The following is a 25,896-nucleotide window of genomic DNA, read 5'->3' on the forward strand; positions in this document are numbered from 1 at the left end:
CCACCATGGCTTTTAACGAACTCAACACCGTCGAACATTACATCATTCAGCAACTTGCTGGCCTCAACCTCAACAGCCGCCATTGGGCCGAAGACAAACCCGCCTATGGCTACGAGTGGCAGTACCAACCGGCTTCGGCCATTGGGCGGGGCGTCAACGAGGTACTGGTTGAGCCTGAGTTGCGGGCGGCCCTCATCCGGCTCAACCCCGACATCGCCCAGAACCCGGCCTTTGCCGATGAGGTAATCTATAAACTCCGGGCCATCCTGATTTCCGTCAATCAGGTGGGGCTGGTGCGGGCCAACGAGGAGTTTGCCAAATGGCTCACGGGCGAGAAAACCATGCCCTTCGGCCCCAACAACCGGCACGTACCGGTGCGGCTCATCGCCTTCGAACCCGAGCAGGCCGGGCTAAACCGCTACGTAGTCACCAATCAGTACCGCGTGCACCACCACGAAACCAAGATCCCCGACATTGTGCTGCTCATCAACGGCATTCCGGTGGTGGTGGGCGAGGCCAAAACGCCCATTCGCCCGTCGGTGTCGTGGCTCGATGGAGCGCACGAAATCCACAGCATCTACGAGAATGCCGTGCCGCAGTTGTTTGTGCCCAACATCCTGTCGTTTGCCACCGAAGGCAAGGAGTTTTACTACGGCTCGGTGCGCTGCCCGCTGGAGTTCTGGTCGCCCTGGCGGCTCGAAGAAGCCCGCAGCGATCTGATCAAACAACTCGGGCTCGGGCAGGTTGGCGACGAACTGAGTAACCTGCTGCATCCCCGGCGGCTGCTCGATATTCTACAAAACTTCACACTCTATTCCACCGACAAGAAAAAACGGCGCATCAAGGTCGTGTGCCGCTATCAGCAGTACGAAGGGGCCAACAAGATTGTGGAGCGCGTCCGGGAAGGCCGCGTCAAAAAGGGCCTTATCTGGCATTTTCAGGGCTCGGGCAAGTCGCTGCTGATGGTGTTTGCCGCGCAGAAGCTCCGCAAAACTCCCGAACTGAAAAGCCCCACGGTGATTATCCTGGTTGACCGCACCGACCTCGACACCCAGATTTCGGGGACGTTCAATGCCGCCGACGTCCCCAACGTGCAACCTACCGAGAGCATCGGCGAGCTGCACGACCTGCTCGAAAAAGACACCCGAAAGATTCTGATTTCGACCATCCACAAGTTCCGCGACGCCCGGGCGGACATGAACGCCCGTGACAACATCATTGTGCTGGTCGACGAGGCCCACCGCACGCAGGAGGGCGATTTGGGGCGCAAGATGCGGGCGGCATTGCCCAACGCGTTTTTGTTTGGCCTCACGGGTACGCCCGTCAACAAAGCCGATAAGAACACCTTCTGGGCGTTTGGGTCGGAAGAAGACGAAAAAGGCTACCTCTCGCGCTACACCTTTCAGGACTCCCTGCGCGACAAGGCCACGCTACCGCTTCACTTCGAGCCGCGCTTGGTGGATGTTCACGTCGACAAAGCCACGATCGACAAGCTGTTCAAGGAACTGAAAGATGATGCCGCCCTGACCGACGACGAAGCCGACGCCCTGAGCAAAAAAGCCGCCCAAATGTCGGCCTTTCTGAAATCGCCCGAGCGGGTGCGGCAGATTGTGGAAGACATCGTGAAGCACTTCCGGGAAAAAGTGATGCCGCACGGTTTCAAGGCCATGATTGTCACGCCCGACCGCTTTGCCTGCGTGCAGTACAAGGAAGAACTCGACAAGCACTTCGTGACTGAAGCCAGCCGGGTCGTCATTTCGACCTCGGCCAACGACGACTTCGATTTCAAGCAAAAGTGGGCCACCGACAAGGCGCAGCAGGAAAAGATTACGGATGAGTTCAACGACCCGAACTCCCCGCTGAAGTTCATCATCGTGACGGCCAAGCTGTTGACCGGCTTCGACGCACCGATTCTGCAAACGATGTACCTCGACAAGTCGCTTAAAGACCACACCTTGTTGCAGGCCATTTGCCGGGCCAACCGCCTGTTTCCCAACAAGACCTTCGGCCGCATTGTCGATTACTTCGGCGTGTTCGACGATGCCGCTGCCGCCCTGCAATTCGACGACGAGATGGTAAAGAAAGTGGTGAGCAACTTACAGGAGCTGCGCGACAAGCTGCCCCAAGCCATGCAGGATTGCCTCAAACACTTCGTCGGTGTCGACCGCACGCTCGTAGGTTTTGAAGGGCTCGAAGCCGCCCAGAACGCCATCCGCACCGACGAACAGAAAGACGCCTTTGCCGTCGATTACAAGTACCTGACCAAGATTTGGGAATCGCTCTCACCCGACGACGTACTCAATCCGTATCAGGCTGATTACAAGTGGCTGTCGCAGGTTTATGAGTCCGTGAAGCCCACCGCCGACAACATCGGCAAGCTGCTGTGGTTCCGGCTCGGGGCGCAGACCACCAAACTCATCCACGAAAATATCCACGTCGGCGGCATCGACGACCTGGAAGAATTTATCCTGGATGCCGACGTCATCGACGACCTGTTCAAGAACCCGAATTCAAAAAAGGTCAAGCAACTCGAAAAAGAGCTGATCCGGCGCTGGAACAAGCACGCGGGCAACCCTAATTTCAAAGCCCTCAGCGAACGGTTGGAAGATTTGCGTGATAAGGCTGAAAAGGGACTCATTTCGAGCATCGAATTCATCAAAGAGTTGTGTAAGCTGGCGAAAGAGACGCTACAGGCTGAGAAAGAGGTAGAGCCGATCAGCAACCAGAAATCAGCCACAACTGCCCTGACAGAGCTATTCCTGGAACTGAAAACAGACGAAACCCCCGCTGTAGTGGAGCGAATCGTTAGAGACATTGACCAGATTGTAAAAGTGGTTCGATTTGATGGCTGGCAAACCACGGCCTCGGGCGAACGGGAAGTGCAGAAATCGTTGCGGCAAGCTTTGCTGAAATACAGTCTTCACAAGGATCAGCCTTTATTTGAGCGGGCGTATGGGTATATTAAAGAGTATTACTAACCCCCCTCAATAATCCCAGTGCCGGTGCCGACCCGATACGTCGAAGTGCACCATGCGCGGGAACGATTGGCGGTATAAGCCAACCCCGCCCCGGTAACGCGGGTGTTGGCGGTCGAGGTGGTCGAGCGCGTCGGACAGAATCCGCAAGTCGGCCGGGTCGAAACGGTCGTTGCCGTTGATGTCGAACACAAACAGGTCGATGGCCTGCCCCTGCTGATGCACACTTTTACGCGCCGATAAAGGCATGAGCCGGTTGAGCCACGGGGGCCGGTAGCCCGATAGTAATACGTAGTGAGTCTGATACCCCCGCTCGGTGAGGTAGCGGTCGAGCAGGCGTTTCTTTTGCCAGACTCGCGGACTTAGTCCACTGTAGCTGATAGCAGCATACCCGCCCACGAGTAAAAGCACTAGGCCGAAAATAATCACGACGATTCGCATGGAGAACAAAGGCTTGGATAGGCGAAAATAGGTCTTCAGGGTGGTTTGTAGAAAATGACCCACAACAAACCCGAAACCCTAACCGGTGTAACGCATCAAACACGGCCCCGGTAGGCCAGTCGTTCCGCGCACTCGCCAACAGTCAGGTATTGGTGTGGATATAGCGGGCCGCAAAGCGGGCGCTGCGGATGACGACCGACCCACGGGGCCGTGTATATGGGTTACGGAATTCGGTGTGGTATAGCCAGAAAGCCTGACGCATTTCCTGCATGTACACCAGTAGATTAGCCAGTTTCGTGCCAACGGCAAAAAGGCCGTTTTAGGGGATTTTATTCGTTCAATTTTATCTATAATTGAAAAGTAATATCAATAATTGACGCAAAAAGGGATAGTTTTAGGCTTCAAGATGAATAAGCTATGAAGATTCTGGTGTCGTGGTATGCGTATAGTAATGACTTTGCCGGTAACGAGGTCCGTACCGATGGGCCAACCTACCAGTTTCACCAGTACTTTTTTGAACACGACCGTCACCTGATTCTATCGTCGGCCGCCCCTGACGAAGACCCCCGGCTCGACCGGCTCATCAATCGGTTGTTGCTCGATTTTCCAGGCCGTCAGATTGAGGGGAGGGGCATGCGCGTTGCCGACCCCATCGACATGCCCGACATCAAAACGAAGGTCGAAGCCCTGTTGCTGGGTTTGTCGGACGCCGATCAGATTGACCTCTTTATTTCGCCCGGTACGCCAGCCATGCAGGTGGCCTGGTACCTGTGCCACACAAGCCTGTCGCTCCCGACGCGCTTGCTGCAAACCCGTGCTCCGCAGTTCACAAAAACCAAACGGCCCGAGCTGATGGTGGTAAACACCGAGCGGTCGGCGGTGCCCGTTTCGATTGTGATTCGGGAGGGATTGCAAACTAAAGAGGCCAAAGCGAGTGCCACCGAATACCTCATAACACCCGCGCTCCAGCCCGTGTACGACCGGGCGGCCAAGCTGGCCCAAACCGACCGGGTCACCGGGCTGATTCACGGTGCGAGTGGGAGTGGCAAAGAACATTTGGCCCGGTACATTCATCAGCAGTCGCATCGGTCGGCGGGGCCTTTTGTGGCGGTCAACTGCTCGGCCCTGGGCGACACTCTGCTCGAATCGCGCCTGTTTGGGTACGAAAAAGGGGCTTTTACGGGAGCTGAAAAGAAGACGGAGGGGTTTTTCGATGCCGCCCGTGAAGGCACATTGTTTCTGGACGAGATCGGCGACATTTCGCCCTATATGCAGCAAACCCTTCTGCGCGTGTTGCAGGAGGGCGAGTTTACGCCCGTGGGAGCCACCAAAGCCCGAAAAGCGGATGTTCGGATCATAGCCGCTACGCACCGCAATCTGCGCGAGGCCTGCGAAGCGGGGCAGTTTCGGTGGGATTTACTGTACCGGCTCTCTGTGGCCGAGTTGCATCTGCCTGCCCTAGCCGAGCGGGGCATGACCGACAAACGGGCGTTGGTCGAGTATTTTCTAAAAACGAAAGGAAAAGCGTTCAAGCGATCCAAGCCCCTCAAACTGGCACCCGTTGTCTGGAAACACCTGGACGCGTATCTGTTTCCGGGCAACGTGCGCGAACTCGAAAACCTGATTGAGTCACTGTATGTATTTGCGGGTGAAGTGGCCGAAGAGGCCGACCTGCCCGATTGGCTGCTAACCCCATCGACTCAGGGCAGTACGTTCGACTGGCAGGCCCACGAGAAACAGCTCATTCAGCAGGCATTGGCCTACTTCGGAGGGAATAAGTCGCAGGCCTGCAAGGCGTTGGGGTACGGGTCTATTAATACCCTAACGGCCAAGATTGCGGGCTACGGGCTCATGTAAACGTGACGTAGTTCAGGGTTCATTGTTTCTGGTTACCGAAACCCTACGCTTCCATTACCCCTGCCGGACGGCGATACTTTCAAACAGGTCGCGGCCGGTCATGCTCAGAATTTCCTTGCCGTTGAAATAGGCGGTTACCAACCTTTTCCGGTAAAACCAGCTGTACGTAAACCGGAATTGCAGCCACACGAAAAGCAGCATGATGTAGTAGGTAGGACTTTTACGGACGGTAAACCGTGATTCGAGCCCGCTGATGATTCGGGAGAGGTGTAAGGTAAAGGTATAACTATACATTGGGTAAGTGTATTTCTAACTTGAGGCATACCTACGTCATATACACCACCACAGATTGCTGTATTTATATAGATTAATCCTGTTTTAACAATTCTGGTGTTTATGCCAGTAATATGATTGATAAGCCTATACGAGTGGATAGATAAAAAATCTTTAAGCTCTATGTGAGGTATCTTACTTAGAAATTGTCTTTATATTATACAAGATTTCCCGGCAATTTTTATGCAGAAAGTGTACCCTTCCAATTCCGATTCGTCGGCAGATAAATTCCCCTTTTCGGTTGGTGGACCGGTGGGAGAGGGTAAGCTTACAGACGACGAATTACTCCTTAGGCAGCATTTCGAGAAAGATGCGGCCGGGGCGTTTGCGCTGCTTTTTCGGCGGTATTACAAGAATCTGGTCAACCACGCGCTCCGGTTCGTATATGGGCGTGAGGTAGCCGAAGATCTCGTGGCCGACGTGTTTACCCATTTCTGGCAGGAAGAACTGTACAAAACGGTACATACCTCGTTCCGGGCGTATCTGTACCAGACAGTGCGGTACCGGGCTTACAACTACATCCGGTGTGAGCTACACCCGGCCAATCCGCTCGAAGCAGCCGACGATCAGCCGACGCTCACGTACCTGCAACCGGATCAGATTATTCAGTACAGCGAACTGCAACACAAAATCGAAGTAGTGGTGCAGCAGTTGCCTCCTCAGTGTCAGCGGGCCTTTTTACTGAGCCGAATTGAGGGTAAAAAATACCACGAGATAGCGCAGGTGTTGCATATCAGCAGCAGCGCCGTCGAGAAACTCCTGATCCGGGCCCTCCAGAAACTCCGGCAGGAATTACAGGCCGGCCGGTTTCTTAGCTACTTGCTAATGTTTTTTACTTCAGCCATTTAAAAATAGGTCGACTGCTTAGGTCGGCCAACAACCCATGAATCAGGAGCAAATCAAAAAAATGGTGTTCGATCATTTCGACGGAAAAGCCACGCTCATTCAGCGTAATTTCCTCGAAACCTGGCTGACCGACCATACCCATCAGGAGCTTTACTACCGCTACCTGGACGAGTGGGAAAGCGAACGCCCTCAGCTCGCTCTCGATACCGACGATGCCTTTGGTAGGCTACAGCATCGGGTTCAGGTTGCGCCCGCGCTCCCCGTTGTTGGCGAGAAAACCAAACGGATACCGGTACAACCCTGGCTTATTCGATACGGTTGGGCTGCTGCGGCCACCCTGTTACTGGTGACAGGGCTGGGGGGCTACCTGCTCCGCGATCAGGTTCGCTATCAGACCTACCAGACAGCCTACGGCGAAACGGGTTCGTACCAATTGCCCGACGGCACACGTGTAACCCTCAACGCTAACTCGACCTTACGGGTGCCCCGCTTTGGGTTTGGGGATGAAACCCGCGAAGTATTCTTAAAAGGTGAGGGTGAGTTTACTGTAACGCACTTGCCTACTCATCAGCGGTTTGTCGTGCGGACTGCCGATGATTTTCAGGTTGAAGTTCTGGGTACTGAATTTGTGCTGTATGCCCGTGAGCGGGGCAAGCGCGTGTATCTGCGGCACGGAAAAGTGAAGCTTGGTTTACCGCAGGGCCGTCAGCTAACCATGAAGCCGGGCAACGTCGTTACGGTGTCGAATTCGGGTCAGTACCGGCTTCAGCAGGCAGCCCCCGCCCAGCCTTACGTGGCCTGGAAAGATCACTGGTTTTATTTCGACGACACCTCGCTGCTCGAAATTACGGCTCAGATTCGGGAGCGGTTTGGGGTTAAAGTCGTGGTGGCCGATACGGCATTGGCTCACCGGCGGATTGCCGGCAACTTCAAGGCTGAAAACGCCGACGATCTGCTGCAAACGCTGGCCGGTTTGCTGAATCTGAGCATTGTAAAAGGCCCCAAACATATTCAGTTAGAACATCCCAAAGAGGTCAATTAATCTAAACCCGTTAACTCGTATGACTCGTATTTTTACCCTCATGGTGCTCTGGGTAGGCGTCGGGAACGTAGCTTCCGTAGCTGGGCAGTCGGTACTGCTGGCCCGGGCGACCGTTCAGCCCGACCTGGCGTTGCAGGCCACCCGAAACCAGCCCCTTAAGCTGAAAGATGCGCTTAAAAGCCTGAGCCAGCAGTTTGGCGTGAGTATTTTGTTTGAAGAAACCACCGTGCGCGACCTGTCGGTTTCAGCCGACCTCCGGCGGGGAGCGGGTGGGGTAGAGCGGCAGCTGATGCAACTCATCAAGCCGTTCGATCTGGTGATTAAGAAAGTAAACGATCAGGTGTATTACATCCTGCCGCAAACCCCCAGCGCCACCTCACGCCGGTTGGGCGGGTTGCTGGCGCCCCGGAAAGGCGAGCCCATTGTAGCCAGTCAGACCCAGTCGCTGTCGATGATGCAGACGCTTGCGTTCTCAACCGAAAGTGCGGTGGCCCCGGCCGATATCACCGTGACCGGAACCGTGTCGAGCGAGTCGGGGGAGCGGCTGCCGGGTGTCAATGTACTCATTAAAGGGACGCAGCGCGGCACCACAACCGACCAGAACGGGGCGTTTAAAATCGACGTGCAAAACGCGAACAGTACGCTCATTTTCAGCTTTATCGGCTATGTAAAGCAGGAGGTTGTGGTAGGCAACCAGGCGGTACTGAACATCGCGCTCAAGCCCGACGATATGTCTCTCAATGAAGTGGTGGTGGTCGGTTACGGCGAAATTAAGAAAGCCGACCTTACCGGTGCTGTGGTCTCGATGCAGCCCAAAGATATTGTGCGCGGCAACCCGGTGATGGCGGCCAAAGCCATTCAGGGGCAGGTAGCCGGGGCAACCGTTACCAAGTCGAGCAATAAGCCGGGGGCGGGGTACAATATTACCATTCGGGGTGAGAACACGATTAATAACTCGACCGAGCCGCTCGTGGTGATCGACGGCCTTATGGGGGGGAACCTCAACAACCTCAACCCCAACGATATTCAGTCGATGGACATCCTGAAAGATGCGTCGTCGACGGCTATTTACGGGGCACGCGGTGCCAACGGGGTGATTATCGTGACGACGAAAAAAGGTCTTTCGGGCAAACCCCGCATCAGCTACGACAGCTACGTGGGTCTGAAAGTACCGGCTCACCTGCCTAAGCTCATGACGAGCGAGCAGTTTTACAAAGCGGTGTACACCGACCGGGTGCTCGAAGGCTCGACCGGGGCTACGTTTACGGCTGCCGAAAAAGCGAATATCGACGCGGGTAAAACCGCTGATTGGGTCGACCTGATTACCGACCCCGGCCTGCAAATGAGCCAAAATCTGAGCGTGTCGGGTGGTACCGACAAAACCACTTACCGGTTTTCGGGTGGCTACCTCAACGAGAACGGCAACGTGCTGCATACGGGCTTCAAACGCTACAACCTCAACGCGGGCCTCGACAGCAAAATTGGGCGGCTGTTTAAGCTGGGCTTTACCTCGTATGCCAGCTACAGCGATCAGAACGTAGGTTCGGGTGAGTCGTTGCGGAATGCGTACCGCGCCCGCCCAACCGGCACGGTGTATTTCAGCGATCTGGCTAACCCGTCGGAAAACAGCGATTTCGACATCGACGGTTATGCCTACTGGATGGGTATCAACGACAAGCAGGTGCCTAACCCGCTGGCCGATATTGACCCCAAAACCTCGAAGCTGCAAACCACCAACCTCACCATCATGACCAACGGTTATGTGGAGTTTACGCCCGTAAAAGGGCTGAGCATCCGGTCGTCGCTGTCGGGTTCGTACACGGCCGAGCGGTTTGGTGATTTCCGGGGACAGTGGTCAAAGTCGCAGATTGGTGCCAAGCCACGGGCGCAGTACGACAACCGAATCATGGGCAATTACACCCTCGACAACATTATCACCTACAATCTGGATCTGGGCAAGCACCGCCTGGGCGTAACAGCCCTGCAAAGTGCCTTTTACCAGCGCAATGAGGCTTACCAGATTGCCGTGCGCGACCTGCCGTACAACTCCGATTGGTACGCCCTGAACACCGGCACCCTGACGGGCATGAACAGCTCGTTGGTCGAACGCTCGCTGCTATCGTTTATGGGCCGTCTCAACTACTCGTACAACGACCGGTACCTGCTGACGCTGACGGGCCGCTCAGACGGGGCGTCGCAACTGGCTGAGGGAAATAAATGGGCGTTCTTCCCCTCGGTGGCGCTCGCCTGGCGTCTGGGCGATGAGCCGTTTATCAGTAACCTGAACGTGTTTTCGAACCTGAAACTGCGGGCGAGCTACGGCGAAGTGGGTAACTCAACCGTGAACCCCTACAGCACGCAGGCGGGTCTGATTAATACAGGCTACGATTTCGACGGGACGCCCGCCTTTGGGTTTGCCCCCGCCAACCTCGCTAACAAAGACCTGCGGTGGGAGCGGAGCAGCGAGCGTAACCTCGGTATCGACTTCGGGTTCTTTAAAAACCGGATTGCGGCTTCGCTCGAAATCTACAACCGGAAAACCGTTGACCTGATTCTGAACCAGAAGATCCCGACCGTTACGGGATTCTCGCAGGTGATTGCCAACGTAGGGCAGATCGAAAATAAAGGCATTGAGCTGACACTCAACACCGTGAACATTGCCAGTCGCAATTTTGGCTGGAACAGCACCTTCGCCTTCACCCGTAACCGCAACAAACTGCTCGAACTGTACGGCAACGGCCAACTGGCCGACAAGGGCAACCGCCTGTTTGTGGGCTACCCGATCCGGGCCAACTTCGATTACAAGTTCGACGGAATCTGGCAAACAGCCGACAAAGACCTGGCTGCCAAGTACAAGCAGGTGCCCGGTTCAGTGCGCGTAGTGGATCAGAACAACGATGGCATTATTTCCTCAACCGAAGGCATCGACGACCGCGTGGTACTGGGTACGCAATTGCCCAACTGGATTCTGGGTATCACCAACCGGTTTACGTACAAGCAGTTCGATTTCTCGTTTTTCACGTACTACCGCAACGGGGTGCAGTACAACAACAGCACGTTGTCGGGTACGTTCGGCGAAATTTCGGGAACCCGCTACAACAAGCTGGCGTCGCTCGACTACTGGCGGAGCGACAACCCCTCAAATTCGTACTTTGGGGTTGTAGCGGCCAACCCGTACCGGAGCGCCATCAACTATCAGGATGCCAGCTTCCTGCGTATTTCGGACATCACGCTCGGCTACGCCCTGCCCAAGCCGCTTATGGAAAAGTGGAAACTGTCGAACGCCCGGGTATATACGCAGGTCATGAACCCCTTCGTGTTTACCAAGTTTGTTGGCTTCGATCCAGAGTTTAACTCGGCTATTTTCCAGGACGATGTGCCCTCGGCCATCTACAACCTCGGTGTAAATATCAGTTTCTAACCCACCTTTTTTAAACAGAAACGCGAATGAAATCTTTCGTTCCTACCCGAATCGCGTCGGTTGTGCTGGCCCTTTCCTGCCTGACGATACCGGCTTGTAAAGATGATTTTTTGGTTGAAAAGCCCGTTACGACCCTCACCACCGATGTGTACTACAAAACCGAAGCGGGCTTTGAAGATCTGGTGCGGTCGTGCTACCCATTGCTGCGAAATATTCACCAGAACCGGGCGCTCGTGCTGAACGGCACCGATATTTTTTCGCAAACCGGTTTCAGCGATCCCAAGTTTAATACGCCGGGCATCAACACCAGCCCGCTCGAACAGTACGATGTCCGCCTGAACGCGACGATTCCTGAGGTGCAAAGCCTCTGGACGTTGCTCTACGCTGAAGTAGCCCGAACCAATACGGCTATTGGCCGGGCGGCTGAGGTGACCACCATGGCTACGGCTCTGAAAGAGACGCGCGTAGCCGAGGCCAAGTTCCTGCGGGCGTTGGCGTATTTCTACCTCGTGCAGCAGTGGGGTGATATTCCGATGCCGCTTACCGAAACCACCAGCCCCAGCAAAGAGGCTAATCGGGTGGCATCGGCCGAGGTGTACAAACAGATTATTGCCGACCTGCTTGAGGCCGAGGCTAAACTGCCCGTAACGGCCTCTAACGTTGGTCGGGCAACCAAAGGGGCGGCTCAGTTTCTGCTCGCTCGGGTGTACCTCACGCGAGGCTGGAACTTCAAAAACTCGCTCGGTGGTTCGCAGGGAGATTTTGACCTGGCGCTGCAATATGCCGACAAAATCATTGATGCGTTCCCGCTCGCTACGAACTACAATCAGTTGTTCCCGATTCGGTCGGAGAACCCGCTGAAACAGTACACCGGCGCTCAGAACGACAAGAATGCCGAGATTGTGTTTGCCGTGCAGTATAATGCCGATGTGCTGACGAATAAAACTGATCCGGCTTTTGTTCAGGATGCCGCTGGCGGCAACAACCTGCACTCGGTATTTGGCGGCAGTGGCGAAGGCTACCCCGGTACCAAAGGCCGCACGTCGGACTATAACCGGCATCAGCCTTTCCACGTGACCACCCCGGCCATGTACCGCCTGTTCGACCCCGAAAACGACTCGCGCTACGACCACAACTTTGTGGAAGTAGGCTACGCCCTGCAAAACGTAGCCGGTTTCCGGCCTTTGCCCACGGTAAATCCGAACCTCCGCATCGACATTAAAGCGGGTGATACGGTGGTGTATTTCCGGCCCTGGAACAAGCCGGCCCTTACCCTCGCTGAACGCGGTGTCGATTACGGCGGCCGCAAAAACTACTCCGTTGTAAACCTCGACGAGTATGGCGGTGGGTATGGTTTCATCAACGGAAGCGCGGTTAATGTGAGCGGTTTCCCCGGCGATTTCCCGATGATGTGGAAGTTCTGGCAACCCGGTATTCCCTACGGCGATGCGTTCGGAACGTTCAACGAAGCCGTATTCCGGTCGGCCGAAGCGTACCTGATTGCGGCCGAGGCTATTGTGAAAGGGGCGAAAGGCGGTAAGCTGGGCGGTGCCGAGGTGTACTACAACCGTGTGCTCGACCGGGCACTCGTTCGGAAAGGGGCAGATCCCAAGTGTGCCAAAGATCCCGAAAACCTCAAGTCGCTCGAAGCGGTATCGTACCGGGCTACGGCCGCCAATATTAGCATCGACATGATTCTGGACGAGCGCGCCCGTGAACTGATGGGCGAGTATAACCGCTGGTTCGATTTGAAGCGGACAGGTAAACTGGTTGAGCGGGTAAAGAAATACAACCCCTGGGCCGCAAAGAGTGCCAGCATCAAGGATATTCATTACCTGCGGCCCATTCCCCAGGCGGAAATTGACCTCTCGTTCCCGACGATGAAGCAAAACGAGGGCTATTGAGTTTGACGTGAACTATGAAACGTTGCTGAAGTGTAGCAAGGGTCTGTAAAACGGCTGTTTACACTCATTTTCGTCTGGAACTCACACTAAGTATAGGTTGGATTATTGGAAAGGGGAGAGATTTCATGTTTCTCCCCCTTTTTTTGACGCGCCCGGTCGGGATGCCCAAAGTCAGCTACTTTTTTATGCTAAGATTCCCCTTATCACTTCTCCTGTCACTAACCCTCCTGACGCTTAATACCTACGGTCAGGCCCGCTGGAAAGACCTGTTCAACGGCAAAGACCTCTCCGGTTGGACCAAGAAAAATGGCAATGCCGAGTACAAAATAGTCGACAAAGCCATTGTGGGGGTCTCGCAGCTCAACACCCCCAACACCTTTTTGTGCACCGAGGAAACCTACGGCGATTTTGTGCTCGAATTGGACGTAAAGGTGGAACCGGGCCTGAACTCGGGCATTCAGATTCGCAGCCTGAGCGACCCAGCTTACAACAACGGACGCGTGCATGGCTATCAGGTGGAGATCGACCCCGGCAACCGGGCTTGGAGCGGAGGTATCTACGACGAAGCCCGCAACGGCTGGCTGTACCCGTTGTCCATCAATCCAACTGGGCAGAAAGCCTTTAAAACCGGGCAGTGGAACCGCTACCATATCGAAGCGGTTGGCCCGCACCTGAAAACCTGGATCAACGGCATCCCCTGCGCCGACGTCTGGGATAACCAGACGGCCCGTGGGTTCATTGCCCTGCAGGTCCACGCGATTAAACAGGAAAAGCAAAACGGACTCACCGTCCAATGGCGTAACATCCGCATCGCCACCGACAACCTCGACAAAGCCGTCTGGAAAACGGGAGAGGCTATTCAGGAGGTGAGTTACCTGCAAAATCAGCTGACCGAGCGCGAAAAAAAGGCGGGCTGGCGGCTGCTGTGGGACGGTAAAACGGCCAAGGGCTGGAAACTGGCCAATGCCGACAATTTTCCGGCAACGGGCTGGGCCATGCCGGATGGGGTACTCACCGTACTGGGCTCGAAAAAAGACAGCCTGCGCAAGGGCGGAGATATTGAAACGGTGGAGGAGTTCGGCAATTTTGAACTGGAACTGGACTTTAAACTCACCACCGGGGGCAACTCGGGCGTGAAATACTTTGTGGTGGATGACCCGAAAAAGAAGGCAGGTACCGGCCTGGGCCCGGAGTTTCAGATTCTGGATGATAAAGTCCACCCCGACGCCAAAGCAGGCGTAAACGGCAACCGCACCACCGGTTCGCTCTACGACCTGATTACAGCCGAAAACCTCTCGGAAGGTGGCACCGACAAACGCATGATGCCGCCCGGCAAGTGGAACAAGCTGCGGATAGTGTCGAAAAACGGGCATGTTGAGCACTGGCTCAATAACCTCAAAATGGTAGAATACGACCGCCATTCGCAGATTTTCCGCAACCTCGTGGCCAAGAGTAAATACAACACCTACCCTAATTTTGCGCAGGCGCCCGCCGGACATATCCTGTTCCAGGACCACGGTGATGAGGTGCATTTCAGAAGCATAAAAATCAGAACGTTATGAACCGCCGAACCTTTGTAAACCTCACCGCTACCTCTCTCAGTCTACTGCCTATGCGTGGTTTTTCCCGCGTAGCTACTCCCTTTGCGCCCGCCAAACCGGCCTGGCTGCTCGACTGGATCAAAATCAACGACAAAGGATTCCCGAACTACGCGCCCCTGAAAGTGAGCAGCGGCCCGTACGCGGGTGGGTACCTGAACGATATGGAGATGCCCAACCCGCACTCGACCAGCGGGTTTCTGATGAAATCCTGTATGCTGTTCGCTACCCCCGAATCGGCCTACTACCAATCGAAAAGTCTGCTGCCCGAGATCGTAGCGGCTGCTCAGGCCATGCTCCGGTTTCAGCATTCCGACGGCACCATCGACCTGCTCGAAACCAACTTCCACTCCACGCCCGACACGGCTTTTGTGCTGGAAAATATCGTACCGGCCTACCGCTTTCTGCTCGAATCGAAGGCTAAAGGCACCGAAAAGGCGCTGGATTTGCTCAAAACGTTCCTGAAAAAGGCCGGCGAAGGGCTGATTGTGGGCGGTATTCACACGCCCAATCACCGCTGGGTGGTGTCTGCCGCCCTAACCAAATTGAACGAGCTGTTCCCCGACCCGCGCTACGTCCGGCGCATCGACCAATGGCTGGCCGAACACATCGACCTCGACCCCGACGGGCAGTTCAACGAGAAAAGTACCAACAGCTATTCACCCATTGTAGATCGCTCGCTGATTATCATGGCGCGCGGCCTGAACCGCCCCGACCTGCTCGAACCCGTCCGCCGGAACCTCCTGATGACGCTCTACTACGTGCATCCCAACGGTGAGGTCGTAACCGAAGCCTCCAACCGGCAGGATAAGGGTACCGTCGGCAATATGTCGCGGTACTACTATTGTTACCGGTTTATGGCCCTGCACGATAACAACGGCGAAATGGCGGCCCTGTGCCGGCTGATTGAACAGACCTGCCCCAAGGAGCAGTTGGCGGGCTATCTGGATTATTTTCTGGAAGACCCCACCCTCTGGCGCGAACTTCCGGGCAGCAAACCTCTGCCCACCAGCTACGCCAAGGCGTTCCCGTACTCGGGCGTGGTGCGTATCCGGCGCGGCAACTGGGACAGCACCCTGTTGTCGAACAACGCTACCTGGCTGACCTTCCACAAGGGTAACGCCATTTTGCAGGGGATGCGCGTAGCCGCGTCGTTCTTTGGCAAGGGGCAGTTTCAGACTCCGAAAATTGAGCAGCAGGGCGATACCTGGATCATGCGGCAGTCGCTGGAAGGGCCCTATTACCAACCCATTGCCACCGACAAAATCGACCCCGAGGGCGACTGGGACAAAATGCCCCGCACGGCGCGTCCGCAAAGCGAAATTCAGAAACTAACCTATACCGTGTCGGTCACCGAAACCGCCAATGGTCTGCAAATCGACCTCGACATCTCGGGTACCGATAACGTACCGGTGGCGCTGGAGCTGATTTTCCGGCCGGGTGGCACCTTGTCGGGGGTAGTGGCGCACCCGAAAAAGGAGAAGGCCTACCTGCTGGCGGGTGAGTCGGGCAGCTACACGGTCGGGACTGATGTGATTCGGTTTGGGCCAGGCCGGGCAGAACACAAGGGCGTGCAACTGCGCGGAGCCTTACCTGCCATGGATGCGCCCACGGTATACCTGACTGGCTACACGCCTTTCAGGCATAAGCTAACGTTGGGTTGATACAGTTTCACGCATGACAATTTCACAACGATACAGAGCTGAGTTTTGGGCGTTTGTGCTCCTGAGCATATGGGCGGGCTGCGGTTTTGCCGTCGCCCAAAAGCCCTCCCATACGCTCTGGTACGACAAACCGGCTGCGGCCTGGCACGAAGCCCTGCCCCTCGGCAATGGCTATATGGGCGCCATGGTCTTCGGCGACCCGCAGAAAGAACACCTGCAACTCAACGAAGGAACCCTGTACTCCGGCGACCCTACGGGCACGTATAAGTCCGTCAACGTCCGCAAGGACTTTAAGCGGGTAAGTGAGTTGCTGGCCGCCGGGCAATACGCCGAAGCGCAGGCCCTGATTGCGAGCCAATGGCTCGGCCGGAACCATCAGCTTTACCAGCCTATGGGTGATTTGTGGTTCGAAGCGGCTCCGGCCAACACGCCCATTTCCGACTACAAACGCCAACTGGACCTGGAAACAGCCACCGCAACGACCACCTACCGGGTTGGCAACACTACCTACACCCGGACGTACTTCGCCAGTTACCCTGATCACGCTATTGTGGTCAAAATGAGCGCCAGCGGGCCGGGCAAGATAAACGGCAAGTTTTATGTATCGACGCCCCACACGCCCACGGCCCGGTATCAGGCCCAGGGCCAAACGCTAACCATGCAGGGCAAAGTACCCGGTTTAGCGCTCCGACGTTCGTTTGAACAGGTCGAGAAACTGGGCGACCAATACAAGTACCCGGAGGTGTACGACAAAACCGGCGGACGTAAGCCGGGCGCGCAGAACTTCCTGTACGACAAGCAGATCGACGGGTTAGGTATGGCGTTTGAGACGCGGGTGCGGGTGCTGCATACCGGCGGTCAGATTAGTCAGGAGCGGGATGCCATTACCGTTCGGGATGCGTCGGAGGTGACGCTGCTGGTGTCGGCGGCTACCAGTTTCAACGGCTTCGACAAAAGCCCGGCTTCCGAAGGTCTCGACCCGAAACCGATTCTCGACAAACGGTTTAACGCGTTGGCGAAGAAAACCTACGCCGATTTGTACCGGACACACCTGAGCGACTACCAAAACCTGTTCAGCCGGGTGGAGCTGGAACTGGCCGCCGAAACCGAGCAGTCCAAACTCCCCACTGACCAACGCGTGGCCCTGTTTGCCAATGGCAAAGACCCGGCTTTTACCGCCCTGTATTTCCACTACGGCCGGTATCTGATGATTGCGGGCTCGCGACCGGGTGGTCAACCGCTCAATTTGCAGGGCATCTGGAATGACCTGATGACCCCGCCCTGGAACGGAGCCTACACCATCAATATCAACGCCCAAATGAACTACTGGCCCGCCGAACTGACCAATCTGTCGGAATGTCAGGAGCCGTTTTTCCAGGCGATTAAAGAACTGGCAGTCAACGGTCGCGAAACAGCCCGCAACGTCTACGGCAACGACGGCTGGGTGGCCCACCACAACACCGACATCTGGCGTCATGCCGAGCCCATCGACAATTGCAACTGCTCGTTCTGGCCGATGGCAGCCGGTTGGCTCACGAGCCATTTCTGGGAGCGCTACCTGTTTACAGGCGACAAGACCTTCCTGAAAAACGAGGTTTTTCCCCTGCTAAAAGGAGCCGTTCAGTTTTACCAGGGCTGGCTGGTGCCCAACGCGCAGGGCTATCTGGTGACGCCCGTGGGCCACTCGCCGGAACAGAACTTCCTGTACGACGGGCAAAAGCAAGGTACGTTCAGCCCCGGCCCAACGATGGACATGGCCATTATCCGGGAGTCGTTTTCGCGCTACGTAGAAGCTTGCGAGCTGCTGGGCATTTCGGACGATTTCACGGCATTGGTCAAACAAAGTCTGGCGAAGCTGTTGCCGTACCAGATTGGCAAATACGGTCAGTTGCAGGAATGGCAGCTCGATTTTGAGGATGCCGATGTGCAGCACCGCCATTTTTCCCACCTCTACGCCATTCATCCCAGCAATCAGATCAACGCCCAAACCACCCCCGAACTGACCGCAGCCGCCCGCCGGGTGATGGAACGCCGGGGTGATGGAGCCACGGGCTGGTCAATGGGCTGGAAAGTGAACGTCTGGGCGCGGCTCTACGAGGGCGACCACGCGCTGAAACTGTTGACTAACCTGTTCAAACTCATCACCACCGAGCAGGCGCATATGTCGGGCGGTGGCACCTATCCCAACCTGTTCTGCGCGCACCCGCCTTTTCAGATCGACGGGAATTTTGGGGCTACGGCAGGCATTGCCGAAATGCTCGTCCAAAGCCACGCGGGCGAAATCCACCTGCTACCCGCCCTGCCGCAAGCCTGGCATACGGGCCGAGTGAAGGGCCTCAAAACGCGCGGTGGTCTGGTGGTGGATATGACGTGGAAAGCGGGCAAACTGACCAAAGCGGTGATTCACGCCAATCAGGGCGGCACCTTCCGCATCCGAACCAGCGACCGCCTGACCATGACGCCAGCGGCCAACGTGAGCAATGTCGCATCGCCAAACCCACTTCTGCGCTTCGTGGATGCCGGAACGCCCCTGATCAAAGACAAAACAAAACTGGGCGAGACGCCCACCGTACCGGGTTTTACGATGGAGGTAAAGCTGGAAAAAGGAAAGGTTTATGAGATTCGATAGTGTACGCATGAACAAGTCAACAATACTTACTGGCCTTTTAACACTCGGCCTACTGCCCGCGCTGGCCCAAAAGCAACCCGTCGATCTGGTGAACCCGATTGTCGATGCGGCCAACTCGCGCTGGTTCTTTTTCAACTCGGCGAGCCGGCCGTTTGGGATGGTCAACCTCAGCCCCGACAATGCCGTCAATGCCGACTGGGGCGCGGGCTATCGCTACCATCAGGACAGCATCAAGTGCTTCAGCCACGTTCATGGCTGGCAGTTGTCGGGCGTGCCCGTGCTACCCACAACCGGCCCCTTCAAAGGACATCTGGGCGCCGATCAATACGGTTCGAAATTTTCGCACGGGAAAGAGGTCATGAAAGCGGGTTACCATAAAGTCGTGCTGGATACCTACAACATCACCGCCGAACTTACCTCCACCACCCGCGTTGGTTTTCACAAATACACCTTCCCGGCGGCTGACCAAAGCCATATTCTGTTTGATTTCTCGACCTTCCTGGGACCGTCGGATACGCAAAAAGGCTTCGTCAAAAAAGTAAGCAATCAGGAGATTGAAGGGTACGCCATCATGGCGCCTACCATTCGTCGGCCTAAAATCCTGCCTGTTTACTTCGTAGCCGTGTTTGATAAGCCGTTCGAGTCGTTTAAAGGCTGGCGCAAGGGGCAGCTCGAAGCAATTGATAATCAGATTGAAGGCGAACGCGTGGGCGCGTATGTGAGCTTTAAGACCAAAGCCGGCGAGGTGCGAAAGATGAAAGTGGCCATTTCGTACGTCAGCGAGGAGCAGGCCCGGCTGAACCTCAAAGCCGAACTGGCGCACTGGGATTTCGAGAAAACGGTACAGGACAGCCGCACCGACTGGAACAACTGGCTGAGCCGCATTGAGGTGGAAGGCGGTTCCGATACCGTCCGCAGCCGCTTCTACACCGACCTCTGGCACGCGCTGCAAGGGCGCCGGATTATTTCGGACGTAAACGGCAAGTATTCCGACATGACCGGCCCCGAACGCCGAATCCGGCAGATTCCGCTGGACGCCAGTGGCAACCCCAAATTCAACCACCACAATTCCGACTCGTTCTGGGGGGCGCAATGGACACTCAACACCCTCTGGCATCTGGTTTACCCGGAAGTTACGGAGTCGTTTGTGAACTCGATGGTGATGATGTATCAGGACGGCGGGCTGATTCCGCGCGGCCCGGCGGGGGGCAACTACACCTACGTGATGACCGGGGCCGCCACCACGCCCTTTATCGTGAGTGCCTACCTGAAAGGCATCCGGGGCTTCGACATTGAAAAAGCCTACGAGGGTTTACGGAAAAACCACTTCCCCGGCGGCATGATGAGCAAGGCGGGCTATGAGCACAACACGGTCAAAGGGGGCGGGGTCGAATACTACATCGAACGGGGTTATATCCCGCATCCGCTGAGCAAAACCCGCTACGGTTTCCATCAGGACGGCTCCACCCAAACGCTGGAATATGCCTATCAGGACTATACCCTAGCCCAAATGGCCAAGAAATTGGGCAAGATGGACGACTACGAGCTGTTCATGAAGCGGTCGCAGAATTACAAAAACATCTGGAATCCCGAACTGGGCTGGATGTGGAACCGCACCCTGGACGGTAAATGGGCGGAGCCGGTAGATATTCTGCGCTACGACAACGGCTGGGAAGAAGGCAACGCGGCTCAGTACACCTGGTTTGTACCGCACGATGTGCCGGGTTTGATTAATCTCATGGGCGGCAAAGAAGCGTTCGTCAAAAAGCTGAACAGTTCGTTCGAGAAAGCGCAGCAACACGATTTTGTATCGGGCAAATCGCACGACAAAGAGACATTGGAGCAATACCGCCGGGTGTTTCTCAACTACGGGAATCAGCCGAGTATTCAAACGGCCCACCTCTTCAACTACGCCGGGGCTCCCTGGCTGACCCAATACTGGGCCCGGCAGGTGGTCGAAAAAGTGTACAGTGGCATCTCGCCCGACGCGGGTTACAGTGGCGACGAAGATCAGGGGCTCATGGGCAGTCTGGCGGTCCTGCTGAAAACGGGGCTGTTCTCCACCAACGGCGGCACCTCGCCCGACCCCTATTACGAACTGAGCAGCCCGATTTTTGACAAGATCACGTTCAAACTCAATCCGAAGTATTACAAGGGAAAGCAGTTTGTGATTGACGCTAAAAACAACTCTGCGAAGAACCTGTACATCCAATCGGCGCAACTGAACGGCAAACCGCTCAATAGCCCCTGGATTCAGCACGAAACCCTCGTCAACGGCGGTACGCTGACCCTGCAACTAGGCGCACAGCCAAATAAAGCCTGGGGGAATCAGTAAAACGGAATTGCATTCCGTTCGGCGTTCCGGCATCCCGGCCAAAATACCCATTGACCCATTAACCAAACCCGTTCTATGGCCCGACATACCGTATCCTGCTTTGTGTTGCTGGCGCTGCTTGTTTCGTTCACCGGATTCGTCGCCAATCCGCTGGAGGGTGCCTGGAACTGTTCGATTCAACTGAACGAAAAACTCGCTGGTACGCTCAAACTGAGTCAGGTGAATGACGCGTACTCCGGGGTGCTTTTCTCCTTCGAGCGGGGTGAAATACCGTTGCAATCGCTGACCGTCGACGGGAGTACGCTAACGGGGCGTTTCAGTCTGCGAAAAGTCGAGTACGCGCTGACGGCCGAGGTAAAAGGCGATTCACTGACGGGCAGCGTGTCGGCGGGGGGTAAACGTTTTGCGCTGCGGGCCAGCCGGATAAGCGAGCCTCCAACGGCTTACACCCCACCCAAGGTTGCTTACACACTCTCGGAAAATGACCTGAACGCCTATGAGCGCGACATCGACCACGCGGGCCTGATTGAACGATTCGACCGGCAGGGGTACACGCGGGGCGAACGCATCTACAACGCCATTTGCGTCAACTGCCACGGCGACCCGGAAATCGAGGGCTCTATTCCGCTCTCGCATAAGTTCTGGAAACAGCCGTTCAAGGCCGGGTACGATCCGTTTTCGATGTACCAAACCCTCACCCGTGGGTACGGCTCCATGCCGGCCCAGATGACGCTTACCCCGCAGGAGAAGTACGACGTGATTACGTATATCCGCGAGCAATTTATCCGGGAGAGCAACCCTACCCAATACCACACGCCCACGCCGGGCTACCTGGCCAAACTGCCGAAAGGCTCGTCGAAAGGTCCGGCGGTAAAGCCCTACCACCCCTGGTCGGATATGGACTACGGGAATTTCTTTATCAACACCTACGAGCTGGCAGATTCGGCAACGGGGCCTAAACGCTTTCACTCGCCGGGTCGTCCGCCCTATGCCGACGAAGACTACCGCCGGAACAATTTTGCCTACAAAGGCATAGCCGTTCGGCTCGACTCCGGCGCGGGCGGAGTTTCGGCCGGGCGTGCCTGGATGATCTTTGACCACGACCTGATGCGTGTGGCCGGTGCCTGGACAGGCCGGGGCTTTATCGACTGGGAAGGCATCCTACTCAACGACAACCACGAAACCTACCCCCGCACCATCGGGCAGTTGCACGTCGAAACGCCCGTGGGACCGGGTTGGGCCAACCCCGTCACCGGCTCCTTCGACGACCCCCGGTTTACCGCCCGCGATGGCCGTCAGTTTGGTCCGTTACCCAACGAATGGGCCAACTACAAAGGGCTGTACCATCACGGCAATACGGTTGTGATCGCCTATACCGTGGGGAAAGCCGCTATTCTGGAAAAACTGGGCTTGGAAACTGCCGATGGGCAGATGGTATTTACCCGAACATTAACCGTCAGTCCCACCGGGCAACTGCTTAAAACACGGGTAGCGCGGGCTGGTACGTCGGTGGTATTGGTCGGTAAAGGAGCATCGCTGACTGAAGAAAACGGCTACGTTGTGTTGCAGATTTCGGCTTCGGCCAAAACTACCATCAAACTGTTGATGGCCCGGCCCGGCACCCCCATCGGAGCCGATTTTGTAGCCCGGTCGCCCAGGCCGGAGCCGCTTGACCGGTACACCCAGGGTGGCATGCCGCATTACCCGCAGACGCTGTACACGAACGTGTTGCGCGGCAATGCCGACGGCCTGTTTGCGGTCGATCAACTGACGCCCCCGTACGACAATCCTTGGCAGTCGCGGATGAAGCTCAGCGGTATCGACTTTATGAAGAATCCCAACATCGCGGTTTTGTGCACCACCGACGGGGATGTGTGGCGGGTTACCGGCCTGACCGACCCACGCGGGCGGCTGGGCTGGAAGCGGATTGCGTCGGGGCTGTTTCAGCCGCTGGGCATTAAAGTGCTGAACGAAAAAATCTACGTCACCTGCCGGGATCAGCTGGTGCGGCTCCGCGATTTGAACGGCGATGGCGAAACGGACTTTTACGAAAGTTTCAACCACGATCATCAGGTAACCGACCACTTCCACGAGTTTGCGATGGGCTTGCAGGCCGATAAGGAGGGCAATCTGTATTATGCCAAAAGTGGCCGACACGCCCGCGAAGCCCTGATTCCGCAACACGGCACCCTGCTGAAAGTCAGCAAAGACGGTAGCCGGACGCAGATTATCGCCACCGGTTTCCGGGCCGCCAATGGCGTGTGCATCAACCCCGACGGCAGCTTTATCGTGACCGATCAGCAGGGCTACTGGAACCCCATGAACCGCGTCAACTGGATTGAGGGCAAGGGGAGGTTTTACGGCAACATGTGGGGCTACAACCCACCGAACGACTCAACCAAAGCGGCTATGGAGCAGCCTATGGTCTGGATCGATATGGAGTTCGACCGCTCGCCCTCGGAGCTGTTGTGGGTCGACAGCAAGCAGTGGGGACCTCTGAACGGTGCGCTGCTCAGCTTTTCGTACGGCTACGGGAAAATTCAGCTTGTGCTGCCTGAAACGGTAAACGGGCAGAAACAGGCCGGGGTAATCGACCTGCCGGGCGTAAAATTCCGCACGGGTATCATGCGCGGACGATTCAACCCTGCCGATGGTCAGCTATACGCCTGCGGCATGTCGGCTTGGGGCACCTCGCAAACCATCAAAGGGGGCGATTTTTACCGGCTGCGTTATACCGGAAAGCCCGTTCCGCTCCCCACTCGGCTGAACGTGGAAACGGATGGTGTTACGCTGACCTTTGCCCGCGAACTGGCCGAAAAAAGTACCCGTAACCCGGCCAATTTTACGGTGAAAAGCTGGGAGATCCGCCGGAGCCGGAAATACGGTTCAGAGCGGTACAATACCCAGACCCTGAGCGTTTCGGCGGTAAAGCTGAGCCAGGACCGAAAGAGCGTAAAACTGATGCTGCCCGGCCTGAAACCCGTCGACATTATGACCATTGCCTATACCGTGACCGACTCGAAGGGAACCACCTATACCGGCAAGGTGCAAAATACCATTCATGCGTTACGAAAACCCAGCCAACAAGATTTTGCCGCTTTTCGGTAAGGCATAGCGTATGAAGCCCAAAATACCCAAGACCATGAAAAGACTCCTAAAACGGCCTTTGCTGAACCCGATACAGCCATCCGGCAGGCTATTATGCTGCCTGATTCTGCTCGTCACCGGTAGCTTTTTGTCCCTCCAAACCCCAAAAGTCGCTGAACAACGCCCAAACATACTGTACATTCTGGCCGACGATATGGGCTATTCGGATATTGGCTGCTACGGGGGCGAGGTCAGCACGCCCAATTTGGATCAGTTGGCGGCTAAGGGCATCAAGTTGCGGAGCTTTTATAACAACGCCCGCTGCTGCCCCACCAGGGCCTCGCTGCTCACGGGGCAATATCCGCATACCGTCGGGATGGGGCTGATGGTGACCAACCCCAGTGCAGCCATTCAGCCGGGTAGCTATCAGGGGTTTCTGGACGACCGCTATCCCACCCTTGCCGAGCGGCTCAAACCGGCTGGCTACAGCACCTATATGGTGGGCAAATGGCACGTGGACGAACGGCGGCAGCATTGGCCACTCAAGCGCGGCTTCGACCATTATTTTGGGCTGATTTCGGGCGCATCGAGCTATTATGAAGTGATACCCGCCGAACGCGGCAAGCGGTTTATCGTAGAGGATGATAAGGAGTTTACGCCACCGGCTGAGGGCTTTTACATGACCGACGCCTTTACGGATTATGCCGTTCGCTACCTCAACGAGCAGAAGCAGCAACGGGCCGACAAGCCGTTTTTCATGTATGTGGCTTACACAGCTCCCCACTTTCCGCTACACGCCCCGGAATCGGAGATTGCTAAATACGAAAAACTGTACGAAGCGGGTTGGGACGTAATCCGGGCCAAACGTTATGAACGGATGCAGAAGATAGGCTATGCCGACAAACGTTACCCGCTTACGCCCCGTCCCGCCGACATCCCCGACTGGAATTCGGCCACCGACAAGGCACAGTGGGTGCGTAAAATGGCCGTGTATGCCGCCATGATCGACCGGATGGATCAGAACATCGGCCGGCTGATTAAAACGCTGAAAGCCAACGGACAGTACGAGAATACGCTTATTGTGTTTATGTCGGACAACGGCAGTTCCAACGAAAACGTAGAAGGCCGCAACTTCAACGACCCGACCAAAAAAATCGGCGAAAAAGGCTCCTACGTCACCTACGATACGCCCTGGGCCAACGTCTCCAACACGCCCTTCCGCAAATACAAGCGTTTCCTGCACGAGGGCGGCATGATTACCCCCTGCATCATGCAATGGCCAAAGGGCATCCGTCCGCAGTCGGGCTACGTGGAAGGCGTTGGGCACGTCATGGATCTGGTGCCAACAGGCCTTGCGTTGGCGGGTCTTCCAACCAACGATTTGCCCGGCCAAAGCCTGTCATACCTGTGGGGCAAGCAAAAAGCCACACCCCGCACTTATTGCTGGGAGCACGAAGGCAACAAAGCCATTCGGAAGGCCGACTGGAAACTTGAAAAAGACACCGATGACGCCGACTGGGAACTCTACAACCTGAAAGCCGACCCCTGCGAGATGAACAATCTGGCAGCGTCTGAGCCTCGAATGGTGGCCAGCCTTCGGGCCGAATACGATGCGTGGGCGCAGAAAGTAGGGGTTCGGGAGCGGACCAGCGGTAAGAGCGAGTAAGAGTACAGTGGAGCGGTGCTCCGCTGGGGCGCGAAGCGGCCAAAAGTAGCCTTCGGCTCAGCGGAGCATCGCTCCACTGTACACATTTAGACACTTGA

Annotated in this window: 15 protein-coding genes; 12 read left to right on the forward strand and 3 right to left on the reverse strand. The window is 56.1% G+C overall.

Features of this window, described 5'->3' with window-relative positions:
- The first annotated feature begins 5 nt into the window (after nucleotides 1-5).
- The gene (locus F5984_RS03125; protein ID WP_152122682.1) at nucleotides 6-2,978 is read left to right on the forward strand and encodes a type I restriction endonuclease subunit R; all 2,973 of its coding nucleotides are present in this window, start codon (nucleotides 6-8) and stop codon (nucleotides 2,976-2,978) included.
- 6 nt (nucleotides 2,979-2,984) lie between these two features.
- Here the strand turns inward: F5984_RS03125 and F5984_RS03130 are convergent, their stop codons facing one another.
- Nucleotides 2,985-3,416, reverse strand: coding sequence for a DUF882 domain-containing protein (locus F5984_RS03130; RefSeq protein WP_152122684.1), 432 nt, complete (start codon nucleotides 3,414-3,416; stop codon nucleotides 2,985-2,987).
- Nucleotides 3,417-3,558: 142 nt separating this feature from the next.
- Nucleotides 3,559-3,687 carry a hypothetical protein gene (locus F5984_RS26890; RefSeq protein ID WP_262884504.1) on the reverse strand — a complete coding sequence of 43 codons (129 nt, stop codon included), beginning with the start codon at nucleotides 3,685-3,687 and terminating at the stop codon, nucleotides 3,559-3,561.
- Nucleotides 3,688-3,833: 146 nt separating this feature from the next.
- Between F5984_RS26890 and F5984_RS03135 the strand changes: the two genes are divergently transcribed.
- Nucleotides 3,834-5,273, forward strand: coding sequence for a sigma 54-interacting transcriptional regulator (locus F5984_RS03135; RefSeq protein ID WP_152122687.1), 1,440 nt, complete (start codon nucleotides 3,834-3,836; stop codon nucleotides 5,271-5,273).
- A gap of 54 nt (nucleotides 5,274-5,327) precedes the next feature.
- Here the strand turns inward: F5984_RS03135 and F5984_RS03140 are convergent, their stop codons facing one another.
- A complete protein-coding gene (locus tag F5984_RS03140) occupies nucleotides 5,328-5,567 on the reverse strand; it encodes a hypothetical protein (RefSeq protein WP_152122689.1) in 240 nt (79 codons plus the stop codon).
- A gap of 222 nt (nucleotides 5,568-5,789) precedes the next feature.
- On the opposite strand from F5984_RS03140, the gene F5984_RS03145 reads away from it, so the two are divergent.
- The 10 genes from F5984_RS03145 (at nucleotide 5,790) to F5984_RS03190 (ending at nucleotide 25,798) form a co-directional block, all read left to right on the forward strand.
- Nucleotides 5,790-6,455, forward strand: coding sequence for an RNA polymerase sigma factor (locus F5984_RS03145; protein WP_152122690.1), 666 nt, complete (start codon nucleotides 5,790-5,792; stop codon nucleotides 6,453-6,455).
- A gap of 34 nt (nucleotides 6,456-6,489) precedes the next feature.
- A complete protein-coding gene (locus F5984_RS03150) occupies nucleotides 6,490-7,494 on the forward strand; it encodes a FecR family protein (protein ID WP_152122692.1) in 1,005 nt (334 codons plus the stop codon).
- A 19-nt stretch (nucleotides 7,495-7,513) separates the two neighbouring features.
- Nucleotides 7,514-10,915 (forward strand): SusC/RagA family TonB-linked outer membrane protein, encoded by a 3,402-nt coding sequence (locus tag F5984_RS03155; protein WP_246168791.1) that lies wholly within the window; start codon nucleotides 7,514-7,516, stop codon nucleotides 10,913-10,915.
- A 26-nt stretch (nucleotides 10,916-10,941) separates the two neighbouring features.
- Nucleotides 10,942-12,819: a RagB/SusD family nutrient uptake outer membrane protein gene (locus F5984_RS03160; RefSeq protein ID WP_152122694.1), complete on the forward strand. Its 1,878-nt coding sequence runs from the start codon at nucleotides 10,942-10,944 to the stop codon at nucleotides 12,817-12,819.
- A 185-nt stretch (nucleotides 12,820-13,004) separates the two neighbouring features.
- A complete protein-coding gene (locus F5984_RS03165; RefSeq protein ID WP_152122696.1) occupies nucleotides 13,005-14,381 on the forward strand; it encodes a 3-keto-disaccharide hydrolase in 1,377 nt (458 codons plus the stop codon).
- Nucleotides 14,378-16,081, forward strand: a complete 1,704-nt coding sequence (locus F5984_RS03170) for a hypothetical protein (RefSeq protein WP_152122698.1) — start codon at nucleotides 14,378-14,380, stop codon at nucleotides 16,079-16,081. The genes F5984_RS03165 and F5984_RS03170 overlap by 4 nt, the downstream gene beginning before the upstream one ends.
- Before the next feature lie 13 nt (nucleotides 16,082-16,094).
- Complete coding sequence (locus F5984_RS03175; protein WP_185155402.1) at nucleotides 16,095-18,710, forward strand: glycoside hydrolase family 95 protein; 2,616 nt, start codon at nucleotides 16,095-16,097, stop codon at nucleotides 18,708-18,710.
- A gap of 7 nt (nucleotides 18,711-18,717) precedes the next feature.
- Complete coding sequence (locus tag F5984_RS03180) at nucleotides 18,718-21,045, forward strand: GH92 family glycosyl hydrolase (protein ID WP_152122700.1); 2,328 nt, start codon at nucleotides 18,718-18,720, stop codon at nucleotides 21,043-21,045.
- Nucleotides 21,046-21,120: 75 nt separating this feature from the next.
- Nucleotides 21,121-24,153, forward strand: coding sequence for a DUF6797 domain-containing protein (locus tag F5984_RS03185; RefSeq protein WP_152122702.1), 3,033 nt, complete (start codon nucleotides 21,121-21,123; stop codon nucleotides 24,151-24,153).
- A 34-nt stretch (nucleotides 24,154-24,187) separates the two neighbouring features.
- Nucleotides 24,188-25,798: an arylsulfatase gene (locus F5984_RS03190; protein WP_246168792.1), complete on the forward strand. Its 1,611-nt coding sequence runs from the start codon at nucleotides 24,188-24,190 to the stop codon at nucleotides 25,796-25,798.
- Nucleotides 25,799-25,896 lie beyond the last annotated feature (98 nt).

This window comes from Rudanella paleaurantiibacter, from assembly GCF_009184635.1.
GTDB lineage: Bacteria > Bacteroidota > Bacteroidia > Cytophagales > Spirosomataceae > Rudanella > Rudanella paleaurantiibacter.